19 protein-coding genes are annotated in these 22,584 nt (G+C 72.0%); 3 read left to right on the forward strand and 16 right to left on the reverse strand.

Annotated features, from left to right (window positions below):
* Positions 1-29 precede the first annotated feature (29 nt).
* The 3 genes from ACYVOM_RS16770 to ACYVOM_RS16780 all read right to left on the reverse strand — a co-directional run bounded on the left by ACYVOM_RS16770 (position 30) and on the right by ACYVOM_RS16780 (position 2,886).
* Positions 30-500, reverse strand: a complete 471-nt coding sequence (locus ACYVOM_RS16770) for a hypothetical protein (protein WP_460304300.1) — start codon at positions 498-500, stop codon at positions 30-32.
* A 276-nt stretch (positions 501-776) separates the two neighbouring features.
* On the reverse strand, positions 777-2,216 hold the full coding sequence (locus ACYVOM_RS16775) for a glucose-6-phosphate dehydrogenase (RefSeq protein WP_460304301.1): 1,440 nt from the start codon (positions 2,214-2,216) through the stop codon (positions 777-779).
* Between the two features lie 112 nt (positions 2,217-2,328).
* The gene (locus tag ACYVOM_RS16780; protein WP_460304302.1) at positions 2,329-2,886 is read right to left on the reverse strand and encodes a helix-turn-helix domain-containing protein; all 558 of its coding nucleotides are present in this window, start codon (positions 2,884-2,886) and stop codon (positions 2,329-2,331) included.
* Between the two features lie 47 nt (positions 2,887-2,933).
* On the opposite strand from ACYVOM_RS16780, the gene ACYVOM_RS16785 reads away from it, so the two are divergent.
* A complete protein-coding gene (locus ACYVOM_RS16785) occupies positions 2,934-3,806 on the forward strand; it encodes a class I SAM-dependent methyltransferase (RefSeq protein WP_460304303.1) in 873 nt (290 codons plus the stop codon).
* Positions 3,807-3,882: 76 nt separating this feature from the next.
* Positions 3,883-4,062, forward strand: coding sequence for a hypothetical protein (locus tag ACYVOM_RS16790; RefSeq protein ID WP_460304304.1), 180 nt, complete (start codon positions 3,883-3,885; stop codon positions 4,060-4,062).
* Between the two features lie 120 nt (positions 4,063-4,182).
* On the opposite strand, the gene ACYVOM_RS16795 is transcribed toward ACYVOM_RS16790, so the two are convergent.
* Both ACYVOM_RS16795 and ACYVOM_RS16800 read right to left on the reverse strand, forming a co-directional pair.
* Positions 4,183-5,277: an NAD(P)-dependent alcohol dehydrogenase gene (locus ACYVOM_RS16795; protein WP_460304305.1), complete on the reverse strand. Its 1,095-nt coding sequence runs from the start codon at positions 5,275-5,277 to the stop codon at positions 4,183-4,185.
* A 201-nt stretch (positions 5,278-5,478) separates the two neighbouring features.
* Positions 5,479-6,942: a pectinesterase family protein gene (locus ACYVOM_RS16800; protein ID WP_460304306.1), complete on the reverse strand. Its 1,464-nt coding sequence runs from the start codon at positions 6,940-6,942 to the stop codon at positions 5,479-5,481.
* Positions 6,943-7,249: 307 nt separating this feature from the next.
* Between ACYVOM_RS16800 and ACYVOM_RS16805 the strand changes: the two genes are divergently transcribed.
* The gene (locus ACYVOM_RS16805) at positions 7,250-9,481 is read left to right on the forward strand and encodes a sigma-70 family RNA polymerase sigma factor (RefSeq protein WP_460304307.1); all 2,232 of its coding nucleotides are present in this window, start codon (positions 7,250-7,252) and stop codon (positions 9,479-9,481) included.
* 45 nt (positions 9,482-9,526) lie between these two features.
* Here the strand turns inward: ACYVOM_RS16805 and ACYVOM_RS16810 are convergent, their stop codons facing one another.
* From ACYVOM_RS16810 to ACYVOM_RS16860, 11 genes are all read right to left on the reverse strand, one after another.
* Positions 9,527-11,197, reverse strand: a complete 1,671-nt coding sequence (locus ACYVOM_RS16810; RefSeq protein WP_460304308.1) for a thiolase C-terminal domain-containing protein — start codon at positions 11,195-11,197, stop codon at positions 9,527-9,529.
* Between the two features lie 99 nt (positions 11,198-11,296).
* A complete protein-coding gene (locus ACYVOM_RS16815) occupies positions 11,297-12,664 on the reverse strand; it encodes a cytochrome P450 (RefSeq protein WP_460304309.1) in 1,368 nt (455 codons plus the stop codon).
* 31 nt (positions 12,665-12,695) lie between these two features.
* Entirely contained in the window at positions 12,696-12,887 is a 192-nt protein-coding gene (locus ACYVOM_RS16820) for a ferredoxin (RefSeq protein ID WP_460304310.1), read from the reverse strand.
* A gap of 39 nt (positions 12,888-12,926) precedes the next feature.
* The gene (locus ACYVOM_RS16825) at positions 12,927-13,790 is read right to left on the reverse strand and encodes a mycofactocin-coupled SDR family oxidoreductase (RefSeq protein ID WP_460304311.1); all 864 of its coding nucleotides are present in this window, start codon (positions 13,788-13,790) and stop codon (positions 12,927-12,929) included.
* Positions 13,791-13,829: 39 nt separating this feature from the next.
* Positions 13,830-15,296, reverse strand: a complete 1,467-nt coding sequence (locus ACYVOM_RS16830) for an aldehyde dehydrogenase family protein (protein ID WP_460304312.1) — start codon at positions 15,294-15,296, stop codon at positions 13,830-13,832.
* A 29-nt stretch (positions 15,297-15,325) separates the two neighbouring features.
* Entirely contained in the window at positions 15,326-16,141 is an 816-nt protein-coding gene (locus ACYVOM_RS16835) for an NAD(P)-dependent oxidoreductase (RefSeq protein ID WP_460304313.1), read from the reverse strand.
* Complete coding sequence (locus tag ACYVOM_RS16840) at positions 16,138-16,959, reverse strand: NAD(P)-dependent oxidoreductase (RefSeq protein WP_460304314.1); 822 nt, start codon at positions 16,957-16,959, stop codon at positions 16,138-16,140. Before ACYVOM_RS16840 ends, ACYVOM_RS16835 begins: the two co-directional genes overlap by 4 nt.
* Complete coding sequence (locus tag ACYVOM_RS16845; RefSeq protein ID WP_460304315.1) at positions 16,956-18,176, reverse strand: CaiB/BaiF CoA transferase family protein; 1,221 nt, start codon at positions 18,174-18,176, stop codon at positions 16,956-16,958. Before ACYVOM_RS16845 ends, ACYVOM_RS16840 begins: the two co-directional genes overlap by 4 nt.
* 284 nt (positions 18,177-18,460) lie before the next feature.
* Positions 18,461-19,960, reverse strand: a complete 1,500-nt coding sequence (locus ACYVOM_RS16850) for a class I adenylate-forming enzyme family protein (protein WP_460304316.1) — start codon at positions 19,958-19,960, stop codon at positions 18,461-18,463.
* A gap of 13 nt (positions 19,961-19,973) precedes the next feature.
* Positions 19,974-21,227 carry an acyl-CoA dehydrogenase family protein gene (locus ACYVOM_RS16855; protein ID WP_460304317.1) on the reverse strand — a complete coding sequence of 418 codons (1,254 nt, stop codon included), beginning with the start codon at positions 21,225-21,227 and terminating at the stop codon, positions 19,974-19,976.
* A 5-nt stretch (positions 21,228-21,232) separates the two neighbouring features.
* Entirely contained in the window at positions 21,233-22,366 is a 1,134-nt protein-coding gene (locus ACYVOM_RS16860; protein ID WP_460304318.1) for an acyl-CoA dehydrogenase family protein, read from the reverse strand.
* Positions 22,367-22,584 lie beyond the last annotated feature (218 nt).

Here is a 22,584-nt window from a genome sequence, read left to right on the forward strand (position 1 = left end):
GGGAACTCCTCGGGGGGTGTGCGGCGGGCTCAGCCGTCGCATGCGATCTTGTTTCCGTCGGGGTCGAGGCGCTGCGGGTCGCCGCCCTTGACCGCGACCGCGTCGCCGAACCCGTTGACCTCCAGCCAGAGGCACTTGTCGGCGTACTCGGTGATCCCGTCGGGGAACACCGCGGGGACGCACTGCGTCGACTCGCCGTAGTGGCGGTCGCAGGCGCCGGAGTCGAGCGCTCCGTCGCCCTGGGCCGGCGCCTCGTCGAGGTCGACGGGGTCGAGGCCCTCGGCCTGCGGCGTCACTTCCGGGGTCTCGCTCGGGACGGTGTCCGGCGGGATGGGCGGCGCGCTGGGCGGGTCGGTCTCCAGCGTGGGGACGTCGGGATTCGCCGCGGAGTGCTCCGGCTCTCCGCCACGGGCGAGCAGCACCCCCGCGACGACGGCGATCACCACCACCGCGGCGGCGATGCCGACCCACAGGGCTCTGCGCCCACCGGGGAACGACATGTGCGGACTTCACCTGCTTCGTGTTTCATGGATCGGCTCCGGACCGGAAGGCCGCGAGGCGGTCCGGTGAGGGGCCGACGTGAGGGGCGCCCCTCGCCGGCGGAATCACGAAGATCGCGCCCTGCGCCGGAGCGAGCCCGAACCTACCAAGGGTCATCACACGGTGTTAAGAGATCGCCGGTAACGGTTTTCCGGCGGCACTCCGCGTGACGGGAGGTCTTCGCGCGGCCGCGTCGATGCACCGTGAGAATGACGGCGGGCGCTCACGCGATCCGCTCAGGGCACCAGGGGAACGTGCCAGGAATCGTCGCTCGTCAGGCGGACCGATTCCGGCGGGCCCCACGTGCCTGGCGCGTACGAGATCGGGGCGAAGGGGGCGGGGAGCAGGTCGGAGACGACGCGCCAGCACTCGGTTATGGCCTCCATCGTGGAGAACCGGGTTGGGTCGCCGGTGACGGCCCCGGCCAGCACGTGCTCGTACGGGCGCGACCTGGACAGGCGCGGGAACCGCAGCGTGTTCGTCAGCTCGTCCACGACGGTCTCGTCGGCTCCGCGGCGGGCGAGCAGCTGGAAGGTGACGCCCGCGTGCGGCTCGAAATGCAACCGCATGAGGTTCGGCGCGGCCTTCTGCGCGCAGACCGTGTGGTGGTAGCCCGCGACGGGCCTGGCGAACTCCACCGCGATCTCGGTCGCGCTCGCGGCGAGGCTCTTGCCCGCCCGCAGGGCGAAGGGGACGCCCGCCCACCGGTCGGTGTCGATGTACAGGCGCAGGGCCGCGTACGTCTCGGTGTCGGAGTCGGGCGCGACGCCCTCGGTGCCGCGGTAGCCCTCGTACTGGCCGTTGAGGTAGTCCTCCGGCAGGACCGTGCGGATCGCCCTCAGCGCGCGGGTCCGCTCGGCCAGGACGTCCTCGGGCGATCCGCTGCGCGGGGTGTCCATGACGAAATAGGCGAGCATCTGCAGGAGGTGGTTCTGGACGACGTCGCGCAGGCAGCCCGTCGCGTCGTAGAAGCCGCCGCGGTCGGCGACGTCGAAGCTCTCGGCCGCGGTGAGCTGGACGCTCCGGACGTAGTGCCGGTGCAGGATCGCATCCACCATGGTGTTGGCGGCGCGGAACGTCAGGAGGTTCTCCACGGATTCCTTGCCGAGGTAGTGGTCGACCCGCCGGATCGCCTCGTCAGGGAAGTACTTCGTCAGCTCGGCCTGAAGCGCGCGGGCCGAGGCGAGATCATGGCCGAACGGCTTCTCGACGATGAGGCGCGCGTTCTCGTTCAGGCCCGCCTCGGCCAGGCAGCGCGCGGCGGGCTCGTACAGGTCGGGCGGAAGCGCCAGATAGTGGGCGAGGACCCGGCGGCCTTCGGCCTCATGCGCGATGCTCTGGAAACTCGCCGGGTCGGTGTAGTCGACGCGGGCGACGCGGAGCAGTCCGAGGAGTTCGTCGAGCGCGGCCCCGTCGACCGTGCCGTGCTCGGACACCGCCTGCCTGACGTGGGCGCGCAGCCGGTCCACCGACCAGTCGCTCCGCGTCACGCCGATGACCCGGCCGAGCGCGAAACCCTGGTTCACCAGGCCGTAGAGGGCGGGCAGCACCATCTTCTCGGCGAGGTCGCCGGTGATCCCGAACAGGACGAGCGCGTCGGCCCGTTCCCGGCCCGGTGGCGGACTCCCCGGCGAAGCCGGGCTCTCCAAGAGTCCCGCGGATTCCGTCTCGGCCATCGCGGCGCCCCCCTCCGCGCGGTTCGCGCCGACGCCCTCGCGCGACGGCCCAGTCCTCGTGGAACGTTCCCAGATCCGCTCCCGCGGAAAACAGGCGGTGTCGCGCGGCAGGTCAGGGGCCCGGGTGGAGGTGGGTGCGGCGGCCTCCATGATCGAGCATGGCGAGGATCTCGGCGGGCCCCCCGTGGGCGCCGAAGGCGTGCGGGACCATGGTGGAGAACTCCGCGGCCTCCCCCGCGCGGACGATGACGGAGCGCTCGGCCAGGCGCAGCTCGACCGCGCCGGACAACACGATGAACCAGTCGTGGCCGGGGTGGACCTTGAGATCCGCCGGCACCGGCCCGGTGATCCGCATCTTCGCGACGGTCAGGCCCGACTCGCGGCTCACCAGCCAGGTGGTGGTCCCCCGTTCCGGATCATGGTATGGGCGGATCACCACGTCAGCGTCGCCCGCGGGCTCGACCAGCTGGTCCAGGGTGGCGCCGAGGGCCCGGGCGATCGCGGTGAGCTGGTCGAGGCCGAGTCTGCGGTGCCCGGTCTCGATCCGGCTGAGCGTCGACGGGCTCAGGTGGCAGCGGGCGGCGAGTTCGTCGAGCGACCAGCCCGCGGCCGTGCGCAGGCCGCGGATCCGGGCCCGGACGAGGACGTCGATCTCATCGTCTTGCTTCATACGCAAGATGGTATGCCGGTGCCGCAAACGACGTTTACGCTGATGACATGGCGAACCACCACGAGCACCATCAGGAACACAAGGCGCACGGCCACGGGCATGGCCATGGGCACGAGGTCGAGGAGTCGGCGCTGCTGCGCATCCTCGACCTCGACGCGGCGGTGTTCGCCGGCCTCCTCGACGAGGCGACGGCGCTGATCGCGGAGGAGGCAGGAAGCACCCCGCCGAAGGAGATCCTGGATCTCGGCGCGGGGGCCGGCGCGGGCACGTTCGCCCTGCTGCGGCGCTTTCCGGAGGCGTCGGCCGTGTGCGTCGACGCCTCAGCGCCCTACCTTCGGCATCTGCGCGAGCGGGCCGTCGATCTCGGCCTCCTCGGCAGGATCTCCCCCTCGCTCACCGACCTCGACGGGACCTGGCCGCGGTTCGAGCGGCCCGATCTCGTCTGGGCGTCGAACTCGCTGCACCACTTCGCCGATCCGGCGCGGGTGCTGCGCGACCTCGGCGCCCTCCTGGCCCCGGGCGGTCTCCTCGCCGTCCTGGAGATGCCCGGTTTCCCCACGTTCCTCCCCGACGACGGGGCGGGTCTGGAATCCCGCGTCCAGGAGGCCCTGTCCGCCGAGAACGCCGCACACCTTCCGCACCGCACCGCCGACTGGAGCGCGCTCCTCACCGAGGCCGGCTTCACCATCACGGCGCACCGCGACCTGGAAGCCGATCTCCCCGCCCGCACGGACGCCGACGCCCGCACCTACGCCGAACTCAGCTTCCGGCGGCTGTCCACCCACCTCGCGCACCGCCTCTCCCCCGAGGACCGGGCGGCCCTGGACGCCCTCGTCACCAACGGCCTCGCCGAGACCCCGCTCCACCTGCGCACGTCCCGCACCCTCTGGCTCGCCCGACCCGACGTCTTTACGCAGTAAGGTACTTTCGGAGTGGTCCGAGGCCTTCGTTCCTGCCAGTGACCACCACGCCGACGGCGCCGACCTCATCGTCACCATGCCGGGCCGGACCGGCGACGGCACCGTCTTCGCCCTTTTCGCGGGGGCAAGCGCCTCACCCAGCGCTGGACCTGGACCGCGCGGGGCCACCGCTCCTACCCAACCCACCTCCAACACCATCGTCGTCCACATCGGCATGCCCACCCTCGCCGACGTCGCCGCCTCCCCCACCCCCTGACCCCGGGCCATGAGACAGCGGGTGTGGACGGAGTGAAGCGCTGCAGGTCGGAGGCTGCGGCGCCCCGGGTGCTTCGCGTTGAGCGGCGAAGCACCCGGGTGGGGCCGGGCCTTCGGGGGGTCAGGGCATGAGGAGGACGGGCTTGATGGCGGTGCCCTTGTGGGTGTCGGCCTCGGCCTGGTTGATGTCGGTGAGGGGGTAGGTGGTGATGAGTTTGTCGAAGGGGAAGAGGCCCTGCTTCCAGAGGGTGAGGAGGCGGGGGATGAAGAGGTGGGGGATGGCGTCGCCTTCGTAGACGTAGGTGACGGTCTTGCCTACCAGGCCTGCGGGGTGGACGGTGAACATGTCCATGCCGGCGCCGACGAGGATGCAGCGGCCGGGACGGCCGAGGACGTCGACGGCGGCGCTCATCGCCGAGGTGACGCCGGTCGTGTCGAAGGAGACGTCGAGGCCGGGGCCCGCGCCGCGGATCTCGGCGACGAGGTTCGGGTCGGCGCCGTCGACCGCGCGCGTCGCGCCGAGTTCCAGGGCCGCCTCGCGGCGGGCGGGGTTGAGGTCGACGGCGACGATGTCCGTCGCGCCGGACGCCTTCGCGGCCATGATCGCGGCGAGGCCGACCGCGCCGGTGCCGAACACCGCGATGGACTCGCCGGGCGCGAGCCTCGCGGAGTTGAGGACGGCGCCCGCGCCCGTCTGGATGCCACAGCCGAGCGGGCCGAGCAGCTCCAGCGGGATGTCCTTGTCGACCTTCACCATGTTCCGCTCGGTGGCGAGCGTGTACTGGGCGAAGGACGACTGCCCGAACCAGCGGCTGGTGAGGGGCGCGCCGGAGGCGTCCTGGGCCGAGCCGGTGCCGTCGGGGCGCAGACCGGTGAGATTGCTCAGCTCGAACAGCGCGCAGTTGGCGGGCTGCCCGGAGATGCAGGCCGCGCACTTGCCGCAGTACTCGAAGGTGAGGACGACGTGGTCGCCGGGCGCGACGGCGGTGACGCCCTCGCCGACCGCCTCGACGACCCCGGAGCCCTCGTGGCCGAGGATCGCGGGCAGGAACGTCTCGCCGAAGACCCCGGCGCGGCCGAGCTGGTCGGTGTGGCACATGCCCGCGCCGACCACGCGGACGAGCGCCTCTCCCGGCTGCGGCGCGTCGACGGTGACGGTCTCGATGCTGAACGGTGCGGCGGTGTCGCGCAGGACTGCGGCGCGGGACTCGGTCATCCGGTGATCCAATCTGGGGTGGGGCGGCTCACGTTCCGGCCACTCTTAACCCCGAACCATGTTCTGTCAACGATCACTTACTCGTGTTCGCCGGAGAACACCGAGGCCCGCGCGTCCTCTGACCGGCGGGGGCCGGACGGGAACGCGCGGGCGGGAGGGACGTGCCGGACCAGACGGGCACCCGGTCCGGCACGCCGGGCCTCAGCCCACGGGGTTCCAGCCGTCGGAGCCCGCGAGGTACTTCTGCGGCGTGTACTCCCCCGCCTTGGAGGCGGCCAGCTGCGGGCGGTTGCCGTTCGTGCCCGCGCCCGCGCCGGTGTTGCGGTACTCCAGGAAGCGGGCCTTCTTCCAGGACGCCGACGACATGTCGATCCACGGCTGGGAGCCGCGGATCGTGTTCGTCAGGTTCGACTCCCGGTAGAGCACCTGGGCGTTCTGCCGCCACGGCCGGCCGAGGGTCGTGGTCCCCGCGGTCGCGCCGGTGACCGTCGACTTGTAGATGAGGAAGCCGTACTTGCGGCCGGCGGGAGTGCTCGCCGCGGTGATGGGCCCGCCCGTCGTCCGCTTCTCGTGGATCGTCGAGGAGTGGAAGACGGCGATGCCGCCCCCGTAGATGAAGTCGACGGTCCCCTCGATGTAGGAGCCCACGAAGTAGACCCGGGCCGAGTCGTTCACCAGGAGCGTGTCCTGGTTGCTCAGCAGCCGGACGTTGCGGAAGGTCCCCCGGTCGACGTTGAGGTTGAGCGCGAGGGTCTGGACGCCGACACCGTAGTCGTTGGAGATCGTCAGGTTCGTCGCCGTGAAGTCGTGCCCGAACACCGCGGCGGTCGCCCCGTTGTTCGCGCTGCCGTCGGCGGCGGTCCGGTTGTTCACGATGACCGTCTTGGACGGGCCCGAACCGAGGCCCTGAAGGGTGATGTACGGCTTGTTCGCGGGGACCGTCACGCGCTCCCGATAGGTACCGGCCTTGACGGTGATGACCGTCCTTGCCTTGTTGTTGGCCGGGACGGCGTCGATCGCCGCCTGGACCGTCCGGTACTTGCCGGTGCCGTCCGCCGCGACGACCGGCTTGGCCGTCGAGGGCGGCTGCGTGGTCGTGGGGGGCGGGGTGGCGCCGACGGCGTTGAAGGCGATCTGCATCCGGGCGATGTCCGAGCACCGCTCCTGGACGATGGGGTTGCCACCCGCTGTCGATCCGTCCTTCGTGCTCAGGCACTGCCCGCTGGACAGCGCCGACACCCGGTACTTGCCCTTCGCCGCCGACGACGCGGTGAAACTCCACAGCTGGTTCGCCTTGTTCGCCCCGCAGTCCCACTGGAGCAACGGCACCCCGGACACCGCCGAGTAGCCCGGCACGTCGAGGCACAGCCCGCTGTTCACGTTGACGAGCTGGAACCTGCCCGACGCGGCGACGGCACGCCACTGCTGCCGGGCCGCCCCGGCCGCGCACGCCGCCTGCGCGAGGACCGCGCCCTTGGCCTTGGCGGAGCCGACGACCTCGACGCACTTGCCGCTCGCCCCGGGCACCAGCGTGTAGACGCCGCCGTTCACGGGCGCGACCGGCGCCGCCGCCACGGGTGCCGCAAGGAGCGGCAGGACAAGCGCGCTCACCGCGGCGGCGCACACGGCGGCGGCCTTCGCGGAGAACCGACTGCTTCGGACCATGATCGGACCTTCCCGCCCGCGCCGTGCGGCGCGGGCAGTACGGGAGCCGGCGGCCCGCCCCTTCGTACGGGGTGGGAACGGGCCGTGGCTCGGGGGTTCGGAGCGCGGCTTCCCTGGGGCCCCTGGGGTCGCCGCGGTCAGGAGACGGGTCCGGCGCCGCGCGGATAACGCTTTTGCGCGAAGTTTTTTTCGGACGCTCATCCCGATCCGTCCCGGCATGCTCAGAAACAGCGTCTCTTTACAGGAAACGCACGGCTCTGCCAGGATCTCGCGGCGTCCGCCCCAACGTCCCCGGGAGCCAGCGTCGATGCACCCCGCCGTCACCGATTCCGCGCTGGTCCGGGCTGCCGGGTCCGGCGACCGGCAAGCCCTGGAAGACCTCCTCAGCGCGCATCTTCCGCTGGTCTACAACGTCGTCGGACGGGCGCTCGACGGGCATCCGGACGTCGATGACGTGGTCCAGGAGACGATGCTGCGCGCCATGACCGCGCTGCCCGGGTTGCGCGATCCCGCGCGCTTCCGCTCCTGGCTGATCGCCATCGCGCTGCGCCAGACCCAGGAACGCGGCAGGAACCGGGGCGCCGCGCTCGCCCGGCAGCGCCCCCTGGAGGAAGGCGCGGAACTCGCCGACCCCGGCGCGGACCCGTTCGGCGAGACGCTGGTCAAGGTCGCGCTGAGCGAGCAGCGCCGCGAGATCGCCGCGGCGACCCGCTGGCTCAGCCCCGACGACCAGCGGCTGCTCGCGCTGTGGTGGCAGGAGGTCGCCGGGACGCTCAGCCGCGCCGACCTGGCCGGAGCGCTCGACATCAGCCAGGCGCACGCCGCAGTCCGGGTGCAGCGGATGCGGGCCCAGCTCGACCTCGCGCGAGGGCTCGTGCGGGCCTGGCGCGCGACGCCGCGCTGCGCCGGACTCGGCTCGACGGGCGGCGGCCGGGGCAGCCGCGAGGCATTGTCACTCAAGCGGTTCGCCAAGCACCTGCGCGAGTGCGAGGTCTGCGCAGCGACGCACACCGCGCACATGCCCGCCGACCGGCTGCTGACCGCGGCCGCGGTGCTCCCGGTGCCCGCGCTGCTCGCCGCGAAGATCGCGGCGCTGCTCAAGGCCGGGGCCGTCGCGCCGGCACTCGCCTCGGCCGCGCAGAGCGGGGGCGGGTCGGCGCTGCTGCTGCCGCCGAAGGCCGCCGCGATCGGTGGGTCGGTGGTGGTGGCCGCCGCCGCGTCGTTCGTCTTCGCCGTCAACGTCTCGCCCGCGCGGACGCCGCTGGAGCCCGGCGGCCCCGACGCCGCGGTGCCCGAGGTCGTCTCCGTGCTGCCGCCCGTGGTGGGACCGACCGAAAAGCCCTCACCGAAGAACAAGGGCACCAAGCCCGAGAGCGCGGCGGGGCAGACCGGCACGGCCGACGACGCGGGTGGCGACGACGGCGGGAACCCTCCGGCCCCGGGGGTCACCGGGGTCTCCAAGGCCGACCTGTACGTCGCGCCGAACGGCAGCGACACCAACGCCGGCACCCTCGACGCTCCCCTGGCCAGCCTGAAGAAGGCCGCGGAGGTCGTCGAGCCGGGGCAGACGATCGCCTTGCGCGGCGGCACCTACCGGCCCGCCGAACCCGTCGCGATCTCCACGAGCGGCACCGCCGACCGGCGGATCACGCTGAGCGGCTACCGCGACGAGGAGCCCGTGATCGACGCCTCCCTCATCCGCGGCAACCAATGGTTCGTCACCCAGCGTGCCTCATTCTGGACCGTCCAGAACCTGGCCGTGCACAGCGCGAAGACCTACCCGTGGGTGTGCTTCAGCTGTACCGGCACGGTGTTCCAGCGGCTGGAGATGTACGAGAACGGGGCCACGGGGCTGATGCTGCGCGGGGAGGGCACCTCGGGCAACAGCGTCCTCGACTCCGACTTCCACGACAACCACGACGACGCGAAGAACGGCGAGAACGCCGACGGCGTGCAGTTCAAGGACGGCTCCGGCACGGGCAACGTCATCCGGGGCGTGCGGGCCTACCGCAACTCCGACGACGGCGTGGACCTCAGCGGGTTCGCCTCGCCCGTCGAGGTGCGCAGGTCGTGGGCGTTCGGCAACGGGCACAACCGCTGGGGCCTGCCCGACTTCGCCGGCGCGGGCACCGGCTTCAAGCTGGGCGGCGGCGACCCGGTGCCGGACGTCGCGCACGTCGTCACCGACAACGCGGCCTGGGACAACGCGAGCTTCGGCTTCACCGAGCAGAACAACAAGGCGGCGATCGTGATCACCCGCAACACCGCCTACCGCAACGGCGACGACGGCTTCGCGTTCTGGTACTCCAAGGCCGTCATGCGGGCGAACCTGGCCCTCGGCAACGGCCGCGACGACAACCGCGGCGACGAGACCGTCGAGTCGGGCAACTCCTGGGACCAGCAGGGCTGGGACACCGCCGACCTCGCCAGCACCGACCCCTCCTCCGCCGAGGGCCCCCGGCCCCCGGACGGCTCCCTGCCCGCCACCCCCTTCCTCACCCCCACCCGCCCCGACGCCGGAGCCCCGATGATCGACTGACCCGGGCGGGGGGCGGGGAACGTGCTTCTGCGGACCCGTGGTCCTTCAGGAGTCCGTGCGCAGGAGGAGGACGCCGCTCGGGGTCAGGCCGCCGCTGCTCACCGCGGCCACCCGCGCGTCCGGGATCTGGCGGTCGCCGGCGTCACCGCGCAGTTGCGCGACGGCCTCGTAGACCAGGCCCATGCCGTGGGTGCGACCGTGGGAGAGCTGGCCGCCGTGGGTGTTGAGCGGCAGGACGCCGTCGCGGGCGATGTTCTTGCCTCCGTCGAGGAAGTCCTTGGCCTCGCCGATGCCGCAGAAGCCGAGCGCCTCGATCCAGGACAGGCAGTTGAACGTGAACCCGTCGTACAGTTCGGCGACGTCGACGTCCGAGGGGCGCAGGTCGGTGCGCGTCCACAGGTGCGCGGCCGGGCCCAGCACCTGCGGCTCGTGCGTCGAGGTGCTCTGGTCCCACTCCAGGCGTTCGACGATCTGCGTGCCGACCGCCTCGACCCGCACGGGCCGCACCCGCAGGTCGCCGGCGGTCTCGGCGGCCGAGACGACCACCGCGATCGACGCGTCCACCGGCACGTCGCAGTCGTACAGCCCGAACGGTGTGGTGATCGGCCGCGCGGACAGGTAGTCGTCCATCGTCATCGGCTCGCGGTAGACGGCCGTCGGCTCCAGCGCGGCGTTCGCGCGCTGGTTGAGCGCGATCCAGCCGAGCGTCTCGCGGGTCGTGCCGTACTTGTGGAAGTGGCGCTGGGCGGTCTGCGCGAGCGTGTGCGCGGCGGAGGTGCCGCCGAACGGCATGCTCCAGCCCATGTCACCGGCCGACCGCCCGCCGGACGGGGCGGGCATCGCGCCCGTCCGCATCAGCGTCTCGGACGTCGACTGCCAGACCGTCCGGAAGCACAGGACGTGCCGGGCCAGCCCCGCCGACACCGCGAGCATCGCCGCGATCATCGATCCGCCCGGCCCGAATGTCTCGCCGCCGCCGTTGAACCAGGTCGGCCGGATCCGCAGGGACGCCTCCAGCGCGGTGACGCCGCCCTCGCCCATCCCGTGCTCCAGGCCGCCGCCCGGGTAGGTAGAGAGGCCGTCGATGTCGGCCATGGTGAGCCCGGCGTCGGCGACGGCCCGCTCGCACGCCTCGACGGTGAGGGCGAGCGGCTCGACCATGAGCCGCCGCCCCGAGACCGAACGGCCGATGCCCGACAGGACGACGTCGTCCTCGAACTTGCGGGTGGTCGGCGCGGGCCTGACGAACTCGCGGACCCGCTCGGCGGGCAGCTCGTCCTCCGGCAGCGGGGCGGGCTCGGCCGGCTGCTCGGCCGAAGGCCGGAAGTTCGGCAGCCACACGTCGTCGACCTGCTCGAAGACGACCTCCACGGCCATGCCGAGATGGAGGTCGTCCGCGGCGCACTCGACCATGCGGGTGGTGAGCTTGACCCGGGGGTCCTCGTCCAGCGCGACCTGGGCGACGATCACGGGAGAGGGGACCCCCGGGAGCTGGAACCGGTGGCTCATCGTGAAGCCGAACAGCGAACCGCGCCCGGAGACCTCGCGGACCTCCGGCTCGGCGCTCCGGCACGACGGGCACACCGGCTTCGGCGGGTGGATCAGGGCCGAACAGGACGCGCACCCTTTCAGGCGCAGCACCCCGTCGGCCCCCGACCGCCAGTAGTACTCGTTGAACGGAGTGACGAAGGGAAGTGGTCTGCCTTGCGCGCTCATGCTCCAGCCTCCTTGCCCGGCGTGGAACCGCCCCGCTCTTCCGGAACGGACACTTCGTCGTAGATGACCACGACGCACTCCCCTTCGTCGATGGTGCGGCTAGATCTTCGCCGTGGCGGCGCGGACGGTGACGGGCTCGGCGAGGCGCTGGGCGTCGCAGATCTCCTGCATGCGGGCGATCGTCTCGTCCAGGCCCGGGCCGAGGCGCTTGCCGGGCGTGAAGGTCGCCGGAAGGTGCTTCATGCCGTTGATGACCCCGGTCGTGTCGTAGTGGACCGCCTCACCAGGCGTGCACACGAAGTCCGGCATCCGGTCCAGCACCTGGGTGAGCATGATCTTGAAGACCGCGCGCGCCACGTTCGACCCGATGCACCGGTGGATGCCGAGCCCGAAGCTCGCGTGCCGGTTGCCCTTGCGGTCGAGGTGGACGTTGTGCGGGTCCTCGAAGACCTTCTCGTCCCGGTTGGCCATCGCCCAGGACAGCCAGAGCCGGTCGCCCTGCCTGAACTCGGTGCCGTTGACGACGCAGTCCTGCGAGATCGTGCGCCCGTCGCCCACGGCCGGGGTGTAGAAGCGCAGGAACTCCTCGGTGGCGCTGTCGAGGAGCGTGTCCCGCTCCCGGCTGAGCCGCGCGCGCTCGTCGGGGTGCTCCGACAGCCACTCCAGGGAGTGCGCGGTCAGCGCGGTGGTCGTGTCGAAACCGCCGCCGATGAGCAGCATGACGACGCCGAGGATCTCGATGAGGCCGGGGTTGGCGCCGTCGATCTCGGCGTTCCACAGCGCGTCGATCAGGCCGGGGCGCGGGTCGGCCTTGACCTCCTGCAGGCTCTCCATCATGCGCATGCCCATGCGCTGCTGCAGCGCCTGGATCCTCGGGTAGTCCGGCGAGTCCGGCGAGGTGTAGACGCTCGCGTGGGTGGGCTCGCAGTAGATGTCCCACTCCTTGAGCGGAAGGCCGAGCATCGCCAGGGTGAGGACGGCGGGCACGATGTTGGCCAGGTCGTCGACGAAGTCGATCCGGCCGGTCTCGATCCGCTCGTCGAGGCAGGCCCGGGTGAGTTCCTCGATCACGGGCTTCCACCGCGCGACCGCGGCGGGCGACAGGTACGGGTTCAGCGTCTGCCGGTAGTGGCGCTGCCCCGGCGGGTCCATCTCCAGGAAGCCGCCGATCTGCCCGATGGGCGACGGCTCCGGGTGGGGGATGCTGATCCCGACGTAGCCGTCCTCGTGATTGGGGTCGCGGCGGTTGGACACGAGGTCGGCGCGCCGCGCGAGGTCGAACAGCTCCTTGTTCCCCGAGGCGAACCAGTAGCCGCCGTGGGTGTCGTTCCAGGCCACCGGACACTTGCCGTGGTACTCGCTCGCGAGTTCTTCGAACCCGACGCGGTAGTCCGGGCTGTGCCGGTTCAGGCTGATCTTGGGGTTCTTGCGCTCCGCGTCCGCGGACAGCGCTTCTTCAGTGCTCAAAGGTGTCGTCTCCAGCCGGGATCGGTCGGATTCAGAACAGGACGATCGCCTGTTCGGGGCACGAGCGCGCGGCCTCCTTGGCCTCGCCCTCCAGGTCGGCCGGCACGTCCTCCGCCAGCGCGTAGGCGTGGCCGTCCTCGTCGCGCAGCGCGAACAGCGCGGGGGCGTTCATCGCGCACAGGGTGTGGCCCTGGCACAGTTCGCCGTCGACACGGACCTTCATGGGAACCTCCGTTGCTTCTTCGGATCAGAGGCGGGCGGATCAGACGTGGAAGTCGTGGAACTTCAGGTAGGAGCCGCCGTCCACGCGCAGCTGGAGGCCGGTGACGTAGCGGGCCTCCTCCGACGCGAGGTAGACGACGGCGTTGCTGATGTCGACCGGCTCGATGTACGGGATCGGCATGGCCTGCTGCGCGGGGAACGCCGGGAGCGCGTCCTCACGGGTCGGGTTCTCCAGGTCGGGCCGGAATGCCTTGTACATCGGGTCGCTGTTGAGCATGTCGGTGTTGCAGTTGGTCGGGTGGACGGCGTTGGCGCGGATCGAGCGGGGCGCGAGGTTGCGGGCCAGCTCGTGCACGAACTCCGACAGCGCGCGCTTGGCGTACTGGTAGCCGGCGCCGCCCGGGTCCTTGCCCGGCTCGGCGATCTGCATGCCCGTCATGAAGGCCGCGGCCGAACCTGTGGCGATGAAGACGCCGCCCTCCTTCAGGTGCGGGATGGAGGCGTGCGCGGCGTTGATGACGCCGAGGAGGTTGGTGTCCACGACGTCGATCCAGCCGAGCATCGTCGGCGGCTCGCCGTGCGACGGCATGATCCCGGCCTGGGCGACGACCACGTCGAGGCCGCCGAGTTCGGCGATGCCCCGCTCGATGGCCGCGGTCAGCTGCGAGCGGTCCCGCACGTCGGCCTCGACCGCGACGACGCGGCGGCCGAGCTTCTCGACGAGCCGGGCGGTCTCGCTGAGGTCCTCGGACGTCGCCAAGGGGTACATGTTCGTCTCGATGTCGTGGCAGATGTCCACGGCGATGATGTCGGCGCCCTCCTCGGCCAGCCGGACCGCGTGGCTGCGGCCCTGGCCGCGGGCGGCTCCGGTGATGAACGCGACCTTGCCTTCGACTCGGCCCATGATGGTGCCTCTCTTTCTGTGGGGTGGGGGGTGTGCGGGTCAGCCCGCGACGGGGGGACGGGAGATGGTCTTGACCTCAAGGAAGTCCTCAAGGCCCTCGGTGCCCCATTCGCGGCCTATGCCGGACTGCTTGTAGCCGCCGAACGGGGACTCGACGTCGAACCACTGGGCGCCGTTGACGCTGACGGTGCCGGTGCGGAACCGGCGGGCCATCGCCATCGCCCGGTCGGTGTCGGCGCTGAAGACCGCGGCGGACAGACCGAAGATGGTGCCGTCCGCGATGCGGAGCGCGTCCTCGTCGTCGTCGTAGGACAGGACGACGAGGGCGGGTCCGAAGATCTCCTCCTGGGCGACGGACGCCTGGGGGTCGATGTCGGTGATGAGGGTGGGCTCCACGAAGTAGCCGCGGTCGAACCGCTCGGTCGGCCTGCCGCCGACGACGACCCTGCCGTCGCGGGCCGCGGACTCGTAGTAGCGCAGGATGCTGTCGCGCTGGGCTGCGTTGATGACCGGGCCCATCAGGTTGGCCGGGTCGGTCGGGTCGCCCCACGGGATGTTCGGCATGACGGAGGCGGCGAGGCCGACCGCGTCGTCCAGGCGGGAGCGCGGGACGAGGAGCCGGGTGAGCTGGGTGCAGCCCTGGCCCGCGTGGGTGCAGACGCCCCCGGCGAGGCCCGGGATGATCGCCTCCAGGGGCGCGTCGTCCAGGAGCACGGCGGCGGACTTGCCGCCCAGCTCCAGCGTCACCCGCTTGACGGTCTCGGCGGCGGCGGCCATGACCCGGCGGCCGGTCACCGTGGAGCCGGTGAGGGTGACGGCGTCGACGTCGGGGTGCGAGGTGAGCAGGGAGGCGACGCGGGTGTCGCTGGTGCTGATCACGTTGAGCACGCCCGCGGGGATGTCGGTGTGCTCGGCGGCGATCGCGCCCAGCGCGAGGGCGCTCCACGGCGAGTCGGGGGCGGGCTTCAGCACGACGGTGCAGCCCGCGGCCAGCGCCGCGCCGACCTTGCAGATGTTCAGGTAGAACGGGTAGTTCCACGGGGTGATCGCGGCGACCACCCCGACTGCCTCGCGCCGGATGATCCGGTCGCTCGGCATGCCGAAGATGTCCTTGGTCGGCAGGGTCCGCTCGAACGCGTAGGTGTCGAGCAGGCCGATGTAGTGGTCGAAGTAGCCGATCGCCGCCTCCAGCGCGATGCCGCCGGTCAGCATGACGGGCACGCCGATCTCGGCGACGACCATCGACCGCAGCTCCTCGACGTTGGCCCGCAGCGCGTCGCGGAGCTGGACGAGGCAGCGGCGGCGCAGGTCGGTGTCGGTGGACCACGAGCCGGTGTCGAAGGCGCGGCGGGCCGCGGAGATCGCCCGCTCGACGTCGGCGGCGGACGCCTCGGGCGCGGTGCCGATGACCTCTTCGGTCGCCGGGTTGATGTTGTCGAACGTGCGGCCGCCGGCGGCGGCGACCAGCTCGCCGCCGATCAGCATGCGCTCACCGAGTTTGGTCACAGCGGTACTCCTGGGGGTGTGGGGTGGTTTCAGGCGTTCTGGCCGGGCCAGAGCAGGTGCTCCAGGACCGCGAGGGCGCCGTTCAGCGCGCCCAGATCCGCGCCGAGGTCGGCGGCGGTCTCGCGGACGACGGTGAGGTCCTTGCCGAGGAACTCCGCGACGGAGGAGGCGAAGCCCGCGACCGAGCCGCGCGAGGCGATCCCGGCGAGGGCCCGGCTCGCGCCGCTGCCGTGCTCCAGCGCCTGGAGCAGCGCGCCCTCGGCGACGCCGAGCTTCTCGGCGACGGCGACGGCCTGGCCGACGACGCCGATGTTCGCGGCGAAGACCGCGTTGTTCAGCAGCTTGATCCGCTGCCCGTCGCCGAGCCCGCCGAGGTGCAGGATCGGGTCGCCGTAGGCGGCGAGGAAGGGCCTCACCCGCTCGAACGCGTCGGTGGAGCCGCCGACCAGCAGGGTGAGCGTTCCGGCGGCGATGTCGTGCGGGCCGCCGCTGATCGCGGCGTCCACGACGGCGACGCCGCGTGCGGCCGCGTGCCTGCCGAGCAGATCGACCGTGCGCGGGCTGCACGTGGTGTGCACGACGAGCACGGACCCTTCGGCGAGGGTGTCGAGCAGCCCGCCGTCGAGGCAGACCGACCGCACCTGCGCGTCGGTGTGCACGCACACGCCGACGATCCCGGCCGCGGCGAGGTCGGCCACGGTCGCGGTGGTCCGCGCGCCTTCGGCGGCGAGCTCCGCGCGGGCCTCCTCGGACGCCTCCAGCACGGTCACCTCGTGGCCGGCGGCCAGGAGGCGGCGGACCATCTGGCCGCCCATCCGGCCCGCGCCGACGAAGCCGACCCTCATCGGGCGCACCCCATCGACTCCAGGGCCGCGTCGGCGGCGGCGAAGACCGGGCCGGCCTTGAGGCCGTTCTCCTCGGCGAGGTCGGCGATGATGCGGGCGTCCTTCTGGAGCAGCGGGCCCGCCTTGTCGCCCATCGGGCCGAGCACGAACCCGGCGCGGGGCAGCATGCCCGTCGCGAAGCTCGATCCCGAGCCGCGCGCCAGGACGATGGCGAGCTGGGCGGGGTCGACGCCGAGTTCACGGGCGAGGGCGAACGCGCTCTCGGCGACGCCGAGGTTGGCGGCGAGCAGCAGGTTGTTGATGAGCTTGGCCCGCTGCCCGGCCCCGACGGGGCCGAGGTGCACGATCGGGTCGCCGTAGGTCGCGAAGACCGGGCGGCAGCGCTCGACGGCCTCGGTGTCCCCGGCGGCCATGACGAGCAGCGCGCCCTGGTCGGCGGCGGGGCCGCCGCCGCTGACGGGGGCGTCCACCAGCGCGACGCCGCGCTCGGCGGCGCGCTCGGCGAGCCGGGCGCAGGTCTCGGGGTGGACGGTGCTGTGCACGGCGATCACACCGCCGGGCCGCATGCTCGCCAGCAGCCCGGCGACGATCTCCTCGACGCCCGCGTCGTCGAGGACGCAGACGCAGGCGAGGTCGACGGCCGCGCCGACCTCGGTGGGCGAGGCGGCGACGGTCGCGCCGGTGCCCGCGAACGGCTCAAGGGTCTCCTGGCGGCGCGCCCAGAGCGTCGTGGGGAAACCCGCCTCGATGATGCGGCGGGCCATGGGCGCGCCCTGGCTGCCGAGGCCGATGAAGCCGACCGTCCGGATCGCGCTCATGTGACGGCACCCGCGATCTTCAGCTGGATCAGCTCCTCGTCGCTGAGGCCGAGGTCGCGCAGGATCTCGTCGGTGTGCTCGGCGAACTGGGGCGCGCGCTTCAGCTCGATCGGCCGCCGGTCGAACACGACGGGGCTGGCGACGAGCTTCTGGGTGCGGCCCTCGGCGTCGACGACGTCGGCGATCTGGCCGATCGCGCGCAGCGCCGGGTCGTGGCCGACCTCGAAGTTGTTCTGGACGACCGACCACTGGCCTTCCAGGTGCTCGAACGCCTTGACCCACTCGTCCTTGGTGCGCTGGACGATGATGTCCTTGATGATCTGGACGGCCTCGGCGGAGTTGGCCGTCAGCTTCTCCGCGGAGTCGAAGCGCTCGTCCACGGCGAGGTCGGGGCGGCCGACCTTCTCGCAGAAGTCCGCCCAGTAGCGGCCCGGCTGGAGCATGATCAGGCTGATCCAGCGGTCGTCGGACGTCAGGTAGTTGTTCGACAGCGGGTTCGGCACGGCCTGCGCCTGGCGCGGGTCGTACTTGGGCAGCGGGCCGCCCGCGAGCAGCGCCATGTTGACGTTGAGCTGGTTGGCCCAGGCGCCGACGCCGAGCAGGGAGATGTCGACGGTCGGCGCGCCCTGGCCCTGGGCGCGGGCGAACAGGGCGGCGGCGATGCCTCCCGCGATCGTCATCCCGCCGATGTTGTCGCCGAAGGCGCCGCCGGGCTGGTTGATGATCCGGTCGTAGCCGGGCGGGGTGGAGCTGTCGGCGTTGCCGGCGCGGGCCCAGAAGGCGGTGCCGTCGTAGCCGCCGTTGTCGGATTCGGGACCGCTGTGCGCGAAGCTGGTGCCCGAGGCGTAGATGATCTCCGGGTTGAGCGCGCGGATGTCCTCGACGTCGATGCCGAGCCGCTTGCGGGCGCCCGGCAGGAAGTTGGTGAGGAAGACGTCGGCGCCGCGCACCAGCTCGGCGAGGATCGCCTTGGACTCGGGCTTCTCCAGGGACAGGCCCAGGCTGCGCTTGCCGCGGTTCGGGCCGTCCATGATCGGGGCGAAGGTGGAGGCGTCGTCCACGACGCTCTGGCCGTAGACCTTCACCAGGCCGCGCTGGGCGTCGCCCTTCTCCGCGTGCTCGATCTTGATGACGTCGGCGCCCCAGTCCGCCAGAACCGCGCCGGCCGACGGCACGAACGTGAACTGGGCGACCTCGATGACACGGACGCCTTGCATCGGTAGGAACACAGGAAGAGACCTCGACTTCCTCACGCCGGCCTTGGGGGCGACGAAGACTGCGGAATCGGAAGGGGCGGACGGGACCGGTTCCGGGGCCGCTGCCGCGGCGTCCCGGTGAACTTCGGTTCGATAGAACAATATCCATCGAACTATTTAGTGAGCAAGACCTCATGTGACGGCTCTTGAAAAATATTTCGATGGTGTTCGAAGCATCGCAGCACGAACGCCCTCTCCGGCATGCGCACGTCTGCCGGAGAGGGCGTCGGGAGCCCGTCAGGGGGCTAGGCGGTGGCCTGCGCCTCGGTGCGGACGAGGGCCACGAGGTCGCGGCGCAGGACCTTGCCGGTCGGGTTCACCGGGAACTCCGCGACGAACTCGACGTACCTGGGCGTCTTGGAGCCGCGCAGGCGGTCGCGGACCCAGGCGCGCAGTTCCTCGGCGGCCACGGACGCGCCGGGCCGGACGATGACGAAGGCCGCGATCTGCTGGCCCCACTCGACGTCGGGAACGCCCGCGACGACGGCCTCCCGGACGGCAGGGTGGCCGCTCAGGACGTCCTCGATCTCGGCCGGGGCGATGTTCTCGCCGCCCCGGATGATGGTGTCGTCGGCGCGGCCCCGGACGAAGAGGTAGCCCTCGGCGTCGAGATAGCCGCGGTCGCGGGTCGGGAACCACCCGTCCGCGCGGACCCTGCTGCCCGCCTCCAGGTACTCCCCCGCGACCTGCGGGCCGCGCACCACGATGTCGCCGACGACGCCGGGGGCGCAGACGGATCCGGCCTCGTCCTGCACCTCGATCTCCACCGAGGGCAGGGCGCGGCCGACCGAGCCGAGCCTGGCCCGCGTCGCGGGATCCGCGGCGGAGACCGCGGCCCGGTGGTCGTCGGGGCCCAGCACCGCGATCGACGACGCGGTCTCGGTGAGCCCGTAGGCGTTGACGAACCCGGTCTCCGGGAAGCGCGCCAGCGCCTCCTCGATGACCTCGGGCGCGACCTTCGCCCCGCCGTAGGACAGCGACCTCAGGCAGGCCGGTCCCTCGGCGTCGCGGGCGCGCAGCTCGGCGACGAGCCGGGCGAGCATGGTCGGCACCACCATCGCGTGGGTGACGCGCTGGCCTTCGACCGTGTCCAGCCATCCGGCCGGGGTGAACTGGTCGAGGTAGACGATGCGCCGCCCGCTGTAGAGGTTCGACAGCGCGTTCGCGACGGCCGCGATGTGGTACGGCGGCACGCTCACCAGCGTCGCGTCCGTCTCGGGCACGGACGCGAACTCGACCGAGCCGAACAGGTAGGCGGTGAGGTTCTCGTGGCGCAGCACCGCGCTCTTGGGCGCGGCCGTGGTGCCGCTGGTCATGAGCAGCACCGCGACGGAGGCGGGATCGGTCGTGGCGGCCGCGTCGCCCGCCGCGCCGGCCTCGGGGAGCGCCAGGAACTCGGCGATCCCGAGCGTCGGCGCGCCCGGCACCCGCTCGGGCGTGTCGGTGACGACCAGGGGGGCCTCCTGGCGTCCCATGATGTCGGCGAGCTGGTCGTCGCCCAGCCGGTAGTTCACCGGCAGGAACGGCACGCCCGCGAGGCTCGCCGCGAACAGCGCGACGGGGAACGCGGGCCCGTTCGGCCCGAGGTAGACCAGCCGCCGCGCGCCCAGCCCGGCGACCTCGGCGGCGCCGGCCCTGGCCCTGTCGCGCAGCGCGGATCCGGTGAGCCCGGTCTCGGGATCCCCGACGAGGACGCGGTCGGCCATGCCGTCGGCGACCATGTCGAGGATCATCGCGAGGTTCATCTCGAAGTCCCCCTCAGCGTCCGCGCTTGACCTGGTTGAACGGGACGTCGCGGTCGAGCGCCGTCTCGCGGGGCATGCCGAGGACGCGTTCGCTGATGACGTTGCGCGCCATCTCGGTGCTGCCGCCGCCGAGGCTGCCGCCCTGGCGCATCAGGTAGCCGATGGACGCCCGGCCGGTGACGCCCTGCTCCGCGCCCGAGCCGAAGCCGATCCGCGATCCGGCGATCCGCACCGACAGGTCGTCGTTGAGCTGGGCGTACTCGGCGTGCAGCAGGCGCAGGAGGGAGGCCGCGGTGGGCGGCAGCAGGCCCGCGGCGATGCCGCGCGTGACGCGCGCGGCGGTCTGCTCGGCCACCTTCTCCATCGCGATGCTGCGGCCGACCAGCTCACGCACGCGCGGGTCGGCGCTCCGGCCCGACACGGCGGCGACCTCGAACGGGGTCGTGTGCGACATTCCGCCGCGATCGCGCTGCCCGCTCACGTAGGGCGAGCCGCCGCCCATCGAGTTGCGCTCGTGGAAGAGCTGGCGGGACGCCACGGCCCAGCCGCCGTCGACCTCGCCGACGACCGCGGACGCGGGCAGGACGACGTTGTCGAAGAACTCGTCGCAGAACTCCAGGGAGCCGTTGACCATCCGGACCCGGTTCATGGTGATGCCCGGGGCCTTGGTGGGCATGAGGAACATCGTGAGGCCCTGGTGCTTCGGCACGTCCCAGTTGGTGCGGGCCAGGCAGAGCGCCCAGTCGGCGGCGTAGGCCGAGGTGCTCCAGGTCTTCGAGCCGTTGATGACGAAGTTCTCGCCGTCGCGGTCGGCGCGGGTGATCAGGCCGGCGAGGTCGGAGCCGCCGCTGGGCTCGGACAGGAACTGGCAGAGGATCTCCTCGCCGCGGATGGCGGCGCCGATCCTGTCGCGCTTCTGCTCCTCACTGCCGCAGTCGAGGATCGTCGCCGCGCAGATCGCGAACGAGGGAAGGTTCAGCGCCAGCGGCAACTCGTAGCCGGCGCTCTCCTCGTTGAACGCCCGCTGGTGCGCCGGCGTCAGGCCGAGGCCGCCGTACTCCGCGGGGAAGCAGATTCCGGCGAAGCCCCCGGCGTGGAGCATCTGCTGGAGTTCGCGGGCCCGCAGCCAGTCGCCGATGTCGTCCTCGGCCAGCTCCACCGGGGCGGCGGCGCTCACGCGCGGCATGTGCGCGGCGAGCCAGGCCCGCGCGCGCAGGCGGAAGGACTCGACGCTCTCCATGCCGGTGCTCTCCATGGTGTCGGTCATACGGATCAGCCCTTCGGGGAGGCGAGGTCGGCGAGGCGCAGGCGGTGGTCCTCAGGGGTCCCGTACAGGGCCTGGTCGACCGTCGTGCGGCGGAGGAAGAGATGCAGGTCGTGCTCCCAGGTGACGCCGATGCCGCCGTGGATCTGGACGCAGTCCTGCACGATGAGCAGGGACTTCTCGCCCACGAACGACTTGGCGACGCTGGCCAGCTCGGCGGCCTCCGGCGAGCGCTCCTGGACGGCGGCGGCGGCCGCCTGGGTGGTGGCGTGGCAGGCCTCCAACCAGGTGCGCATGTCGGCGAAGCGGTGCTTCAGCTCCTGGTAGGAGGCCAGGGGGCGGCCGAAGGAGTAGCGGTCGAAGGCCCACTGGACGGCCATCGCGAAGACCCGCTCCAGGACCGCGCAGACCTCGGCGCACTGGATGACGACGGCGATCTGGAGCTGCCTCTCGATCACGTCGGTCGCGCCGGGGGCGCCCACGAGGGCGTCCGCGCCGACGCGGACGCCGGAGAAGGCGACCTCGCCGTAGGAGCGGGACAGGTCCACGTTCCACTGCGGGGTGATCGCCACGCCGTCGGCGTCGGCCGGGACGAGGAACTGCGCGACGCCGTCGGGGGTCAGGGCCGTGACGAGCAGCAGGTCGGCCTGCTCGGCCTCCTGGACCCGGTCCTTGCGGCCGTCGAGGACGTAGCCGGCGCCGTCGGGGGCCGCGGTGACGGCGGGGGCCAGCGGCGACCACTCGCCGTCCGGCTCGTAGACGGCCCAGCTCGCGACACGCTCGCCCGCGACCAGCGCCTCGATCGTCTCGGCGTGGTCGGGCCCGGCCCCGTGCGTCTCGACGAGCGCGGCGAGGACCACGTTCACGGGCAGGAGGGGGCCGGGGGCGAGGCCCGCGCCGAGTTCCTCGGCGAGGACGGCCAGGTCGCGCACGCCCTCGCCGGAGACGCTGCCGCCGCCCAGCTCCTCGGGCACGATCGCGGCGGCCCAGCCCAGCTCGGCGCCCTGCCGCCACCAGCCCCGGCTCCAGCGGGGCTCCGCGTCCTTCATGGCCCGGATGCGGTCGAGCGGGTACTCCTTTTCGAGGAGCCTTCTGGCCGACGTCTGGAAGAGCTTCTGGTCCGACGAGAGCTCCAGCTCCATCGCGACTCCTCTCACTTGCGCGCGAAGGGCGCCCGGACGCGGGTGCGGACACGCGTCGGCCCGGGTGCCCCAGGGGGAACGCCCTCACTGAACACCGGTGACCAACACTTGTCAATCTATCGAAGTATCTGGAAGTGTGCAGAAGCGATAACTTTCCGCAGGAAAGATCACCTTTGTGGGAGGGGTCACTCCGTGAACCGGGGTCGTATGCTTTCCGT

It is taken from the genome of Actinocorallia aurea, from assembly GCF_054783995.1.

Coding starts and splice junctions, on each gene's coding strand:
- ACYVOM_RS16770 (WP_460304300.1), bottom strand. CDS start 500: ATGTCGTTCCCCGGTGGGCGCAGAGCCCTGTGGGTCGGCATCGCCGCC.
- ACYVOM_RS16775 (WP_460304301.1), bottom strand. CDS start 2,216: ATGGCCGAGACGGAATCCGCGGGACTCTTGGAGAGCCCGGCTTCGCCG.
- ACYVOM_RS16780 (WP_460304302.1), bottom strand. CDS start 2,886: ATGAAGCAAGACGATGAGATCGACGTCCTCGTCCGGGCCCGGATCCGC.
- ACYVOM_RS16785 (WP_460304303.1), top strand. CDS start 2,934: ATGGCGAACCACCACGAGCACCATCAGGAACACAAGGCGCACGGCCAC.
- ACYVOM_RS16790 (WP_460304304.1), top strand. CDS start 3,883: ATGCCGGGCCGGACCGGCGACGGCACCGTCTTCGCCCTTTTCGCGGGG.
- ACYVOM_RS16795 (WP_460304305.1), bottom strand. CDS start 5,277: ATGACCGAGTCCCGCGCCGCAGTCCTGCGCGACACCGCCGCACCGTTC.
- ACYVOM_RS16800 (WP_460304306.1), bottom strand. CDS start 6,942: ATGGTCCGAAGCAGTCGGTTCTCCGCGAAGGCCGCCGCCGTGTGCGCC.
- ACYVOM_RS16805 (WP_460304307.1), top strand. CDS start 7,250: ATGCACCCCGCCGTCACCGATTCCGCGCTGGTCCGGGCTGCCGGGTCC.
- ACYVOM_RS16810 (WP_460304308.1), bottom strand. CDS start 11,197: ATGAGCGCGCAAGGCAGACCACTTCCCTTCGTCACTCCGTTCAACGAG.
- ACYVOM_RS16820 (WP_460304310.1), bottom strand. CDS start 12,887: ATGAAGGTCCGTGTCGACGGCGAACTGTGCCAGGGCCACACCCTGTGC.
- ACYVOM_RS16825 (WP_460304311.1), bottom strand. CDS start 13,790: ATGGGCCGAGTCGAAGGCAAGGTCGCGTTCATCACCGGAGCCGCCCGC.
- ACYVOM_RS16835 (WP_460304313.1), bottom strand. CDS start 16,141: ATGAGGGTCGGCTTCGTCGGCGCGGGCCGGATGGGCGGCCAGATGGTC.
- ACYVOM_RS16840 (WP_460304314.1), bottom strand. CDS start 16,959: ATGAGCGCGATCCGGACGGTCGGCTTCATCGGCCTCGGCAGCCAGGGC.
- ACYVOM_RS16845 (WP_460304315.1), bottom strand. CDS start 18,176: ATGCAAGGCGTCCGTGTCATCGAGGTCGCCCAGTTCACGTTCGTGCCG.
- ACYVOM_RS16850 (WP_460304316.1), bottom strand. CDS start 19,960: ATGAACCTCGCGATGATCCTCGACATGGTCGCCGACGGCATGGCCGAC.
- ACYVOM_RS16855 (WP_460304317.1), bottom strand. CDS start 21,227: ATGACCGACACCATGGAGAGCACCGGCATGGAGAGCGTCGAGTCCTTC.
- ACYVOM_RS16860 (WP_460304318.1), bottom strand. CDS start 22,366: ATGGAGCTGGAGCTCTCGTCGGACCAGAAGCTCTTCCAGACGTCGGCC.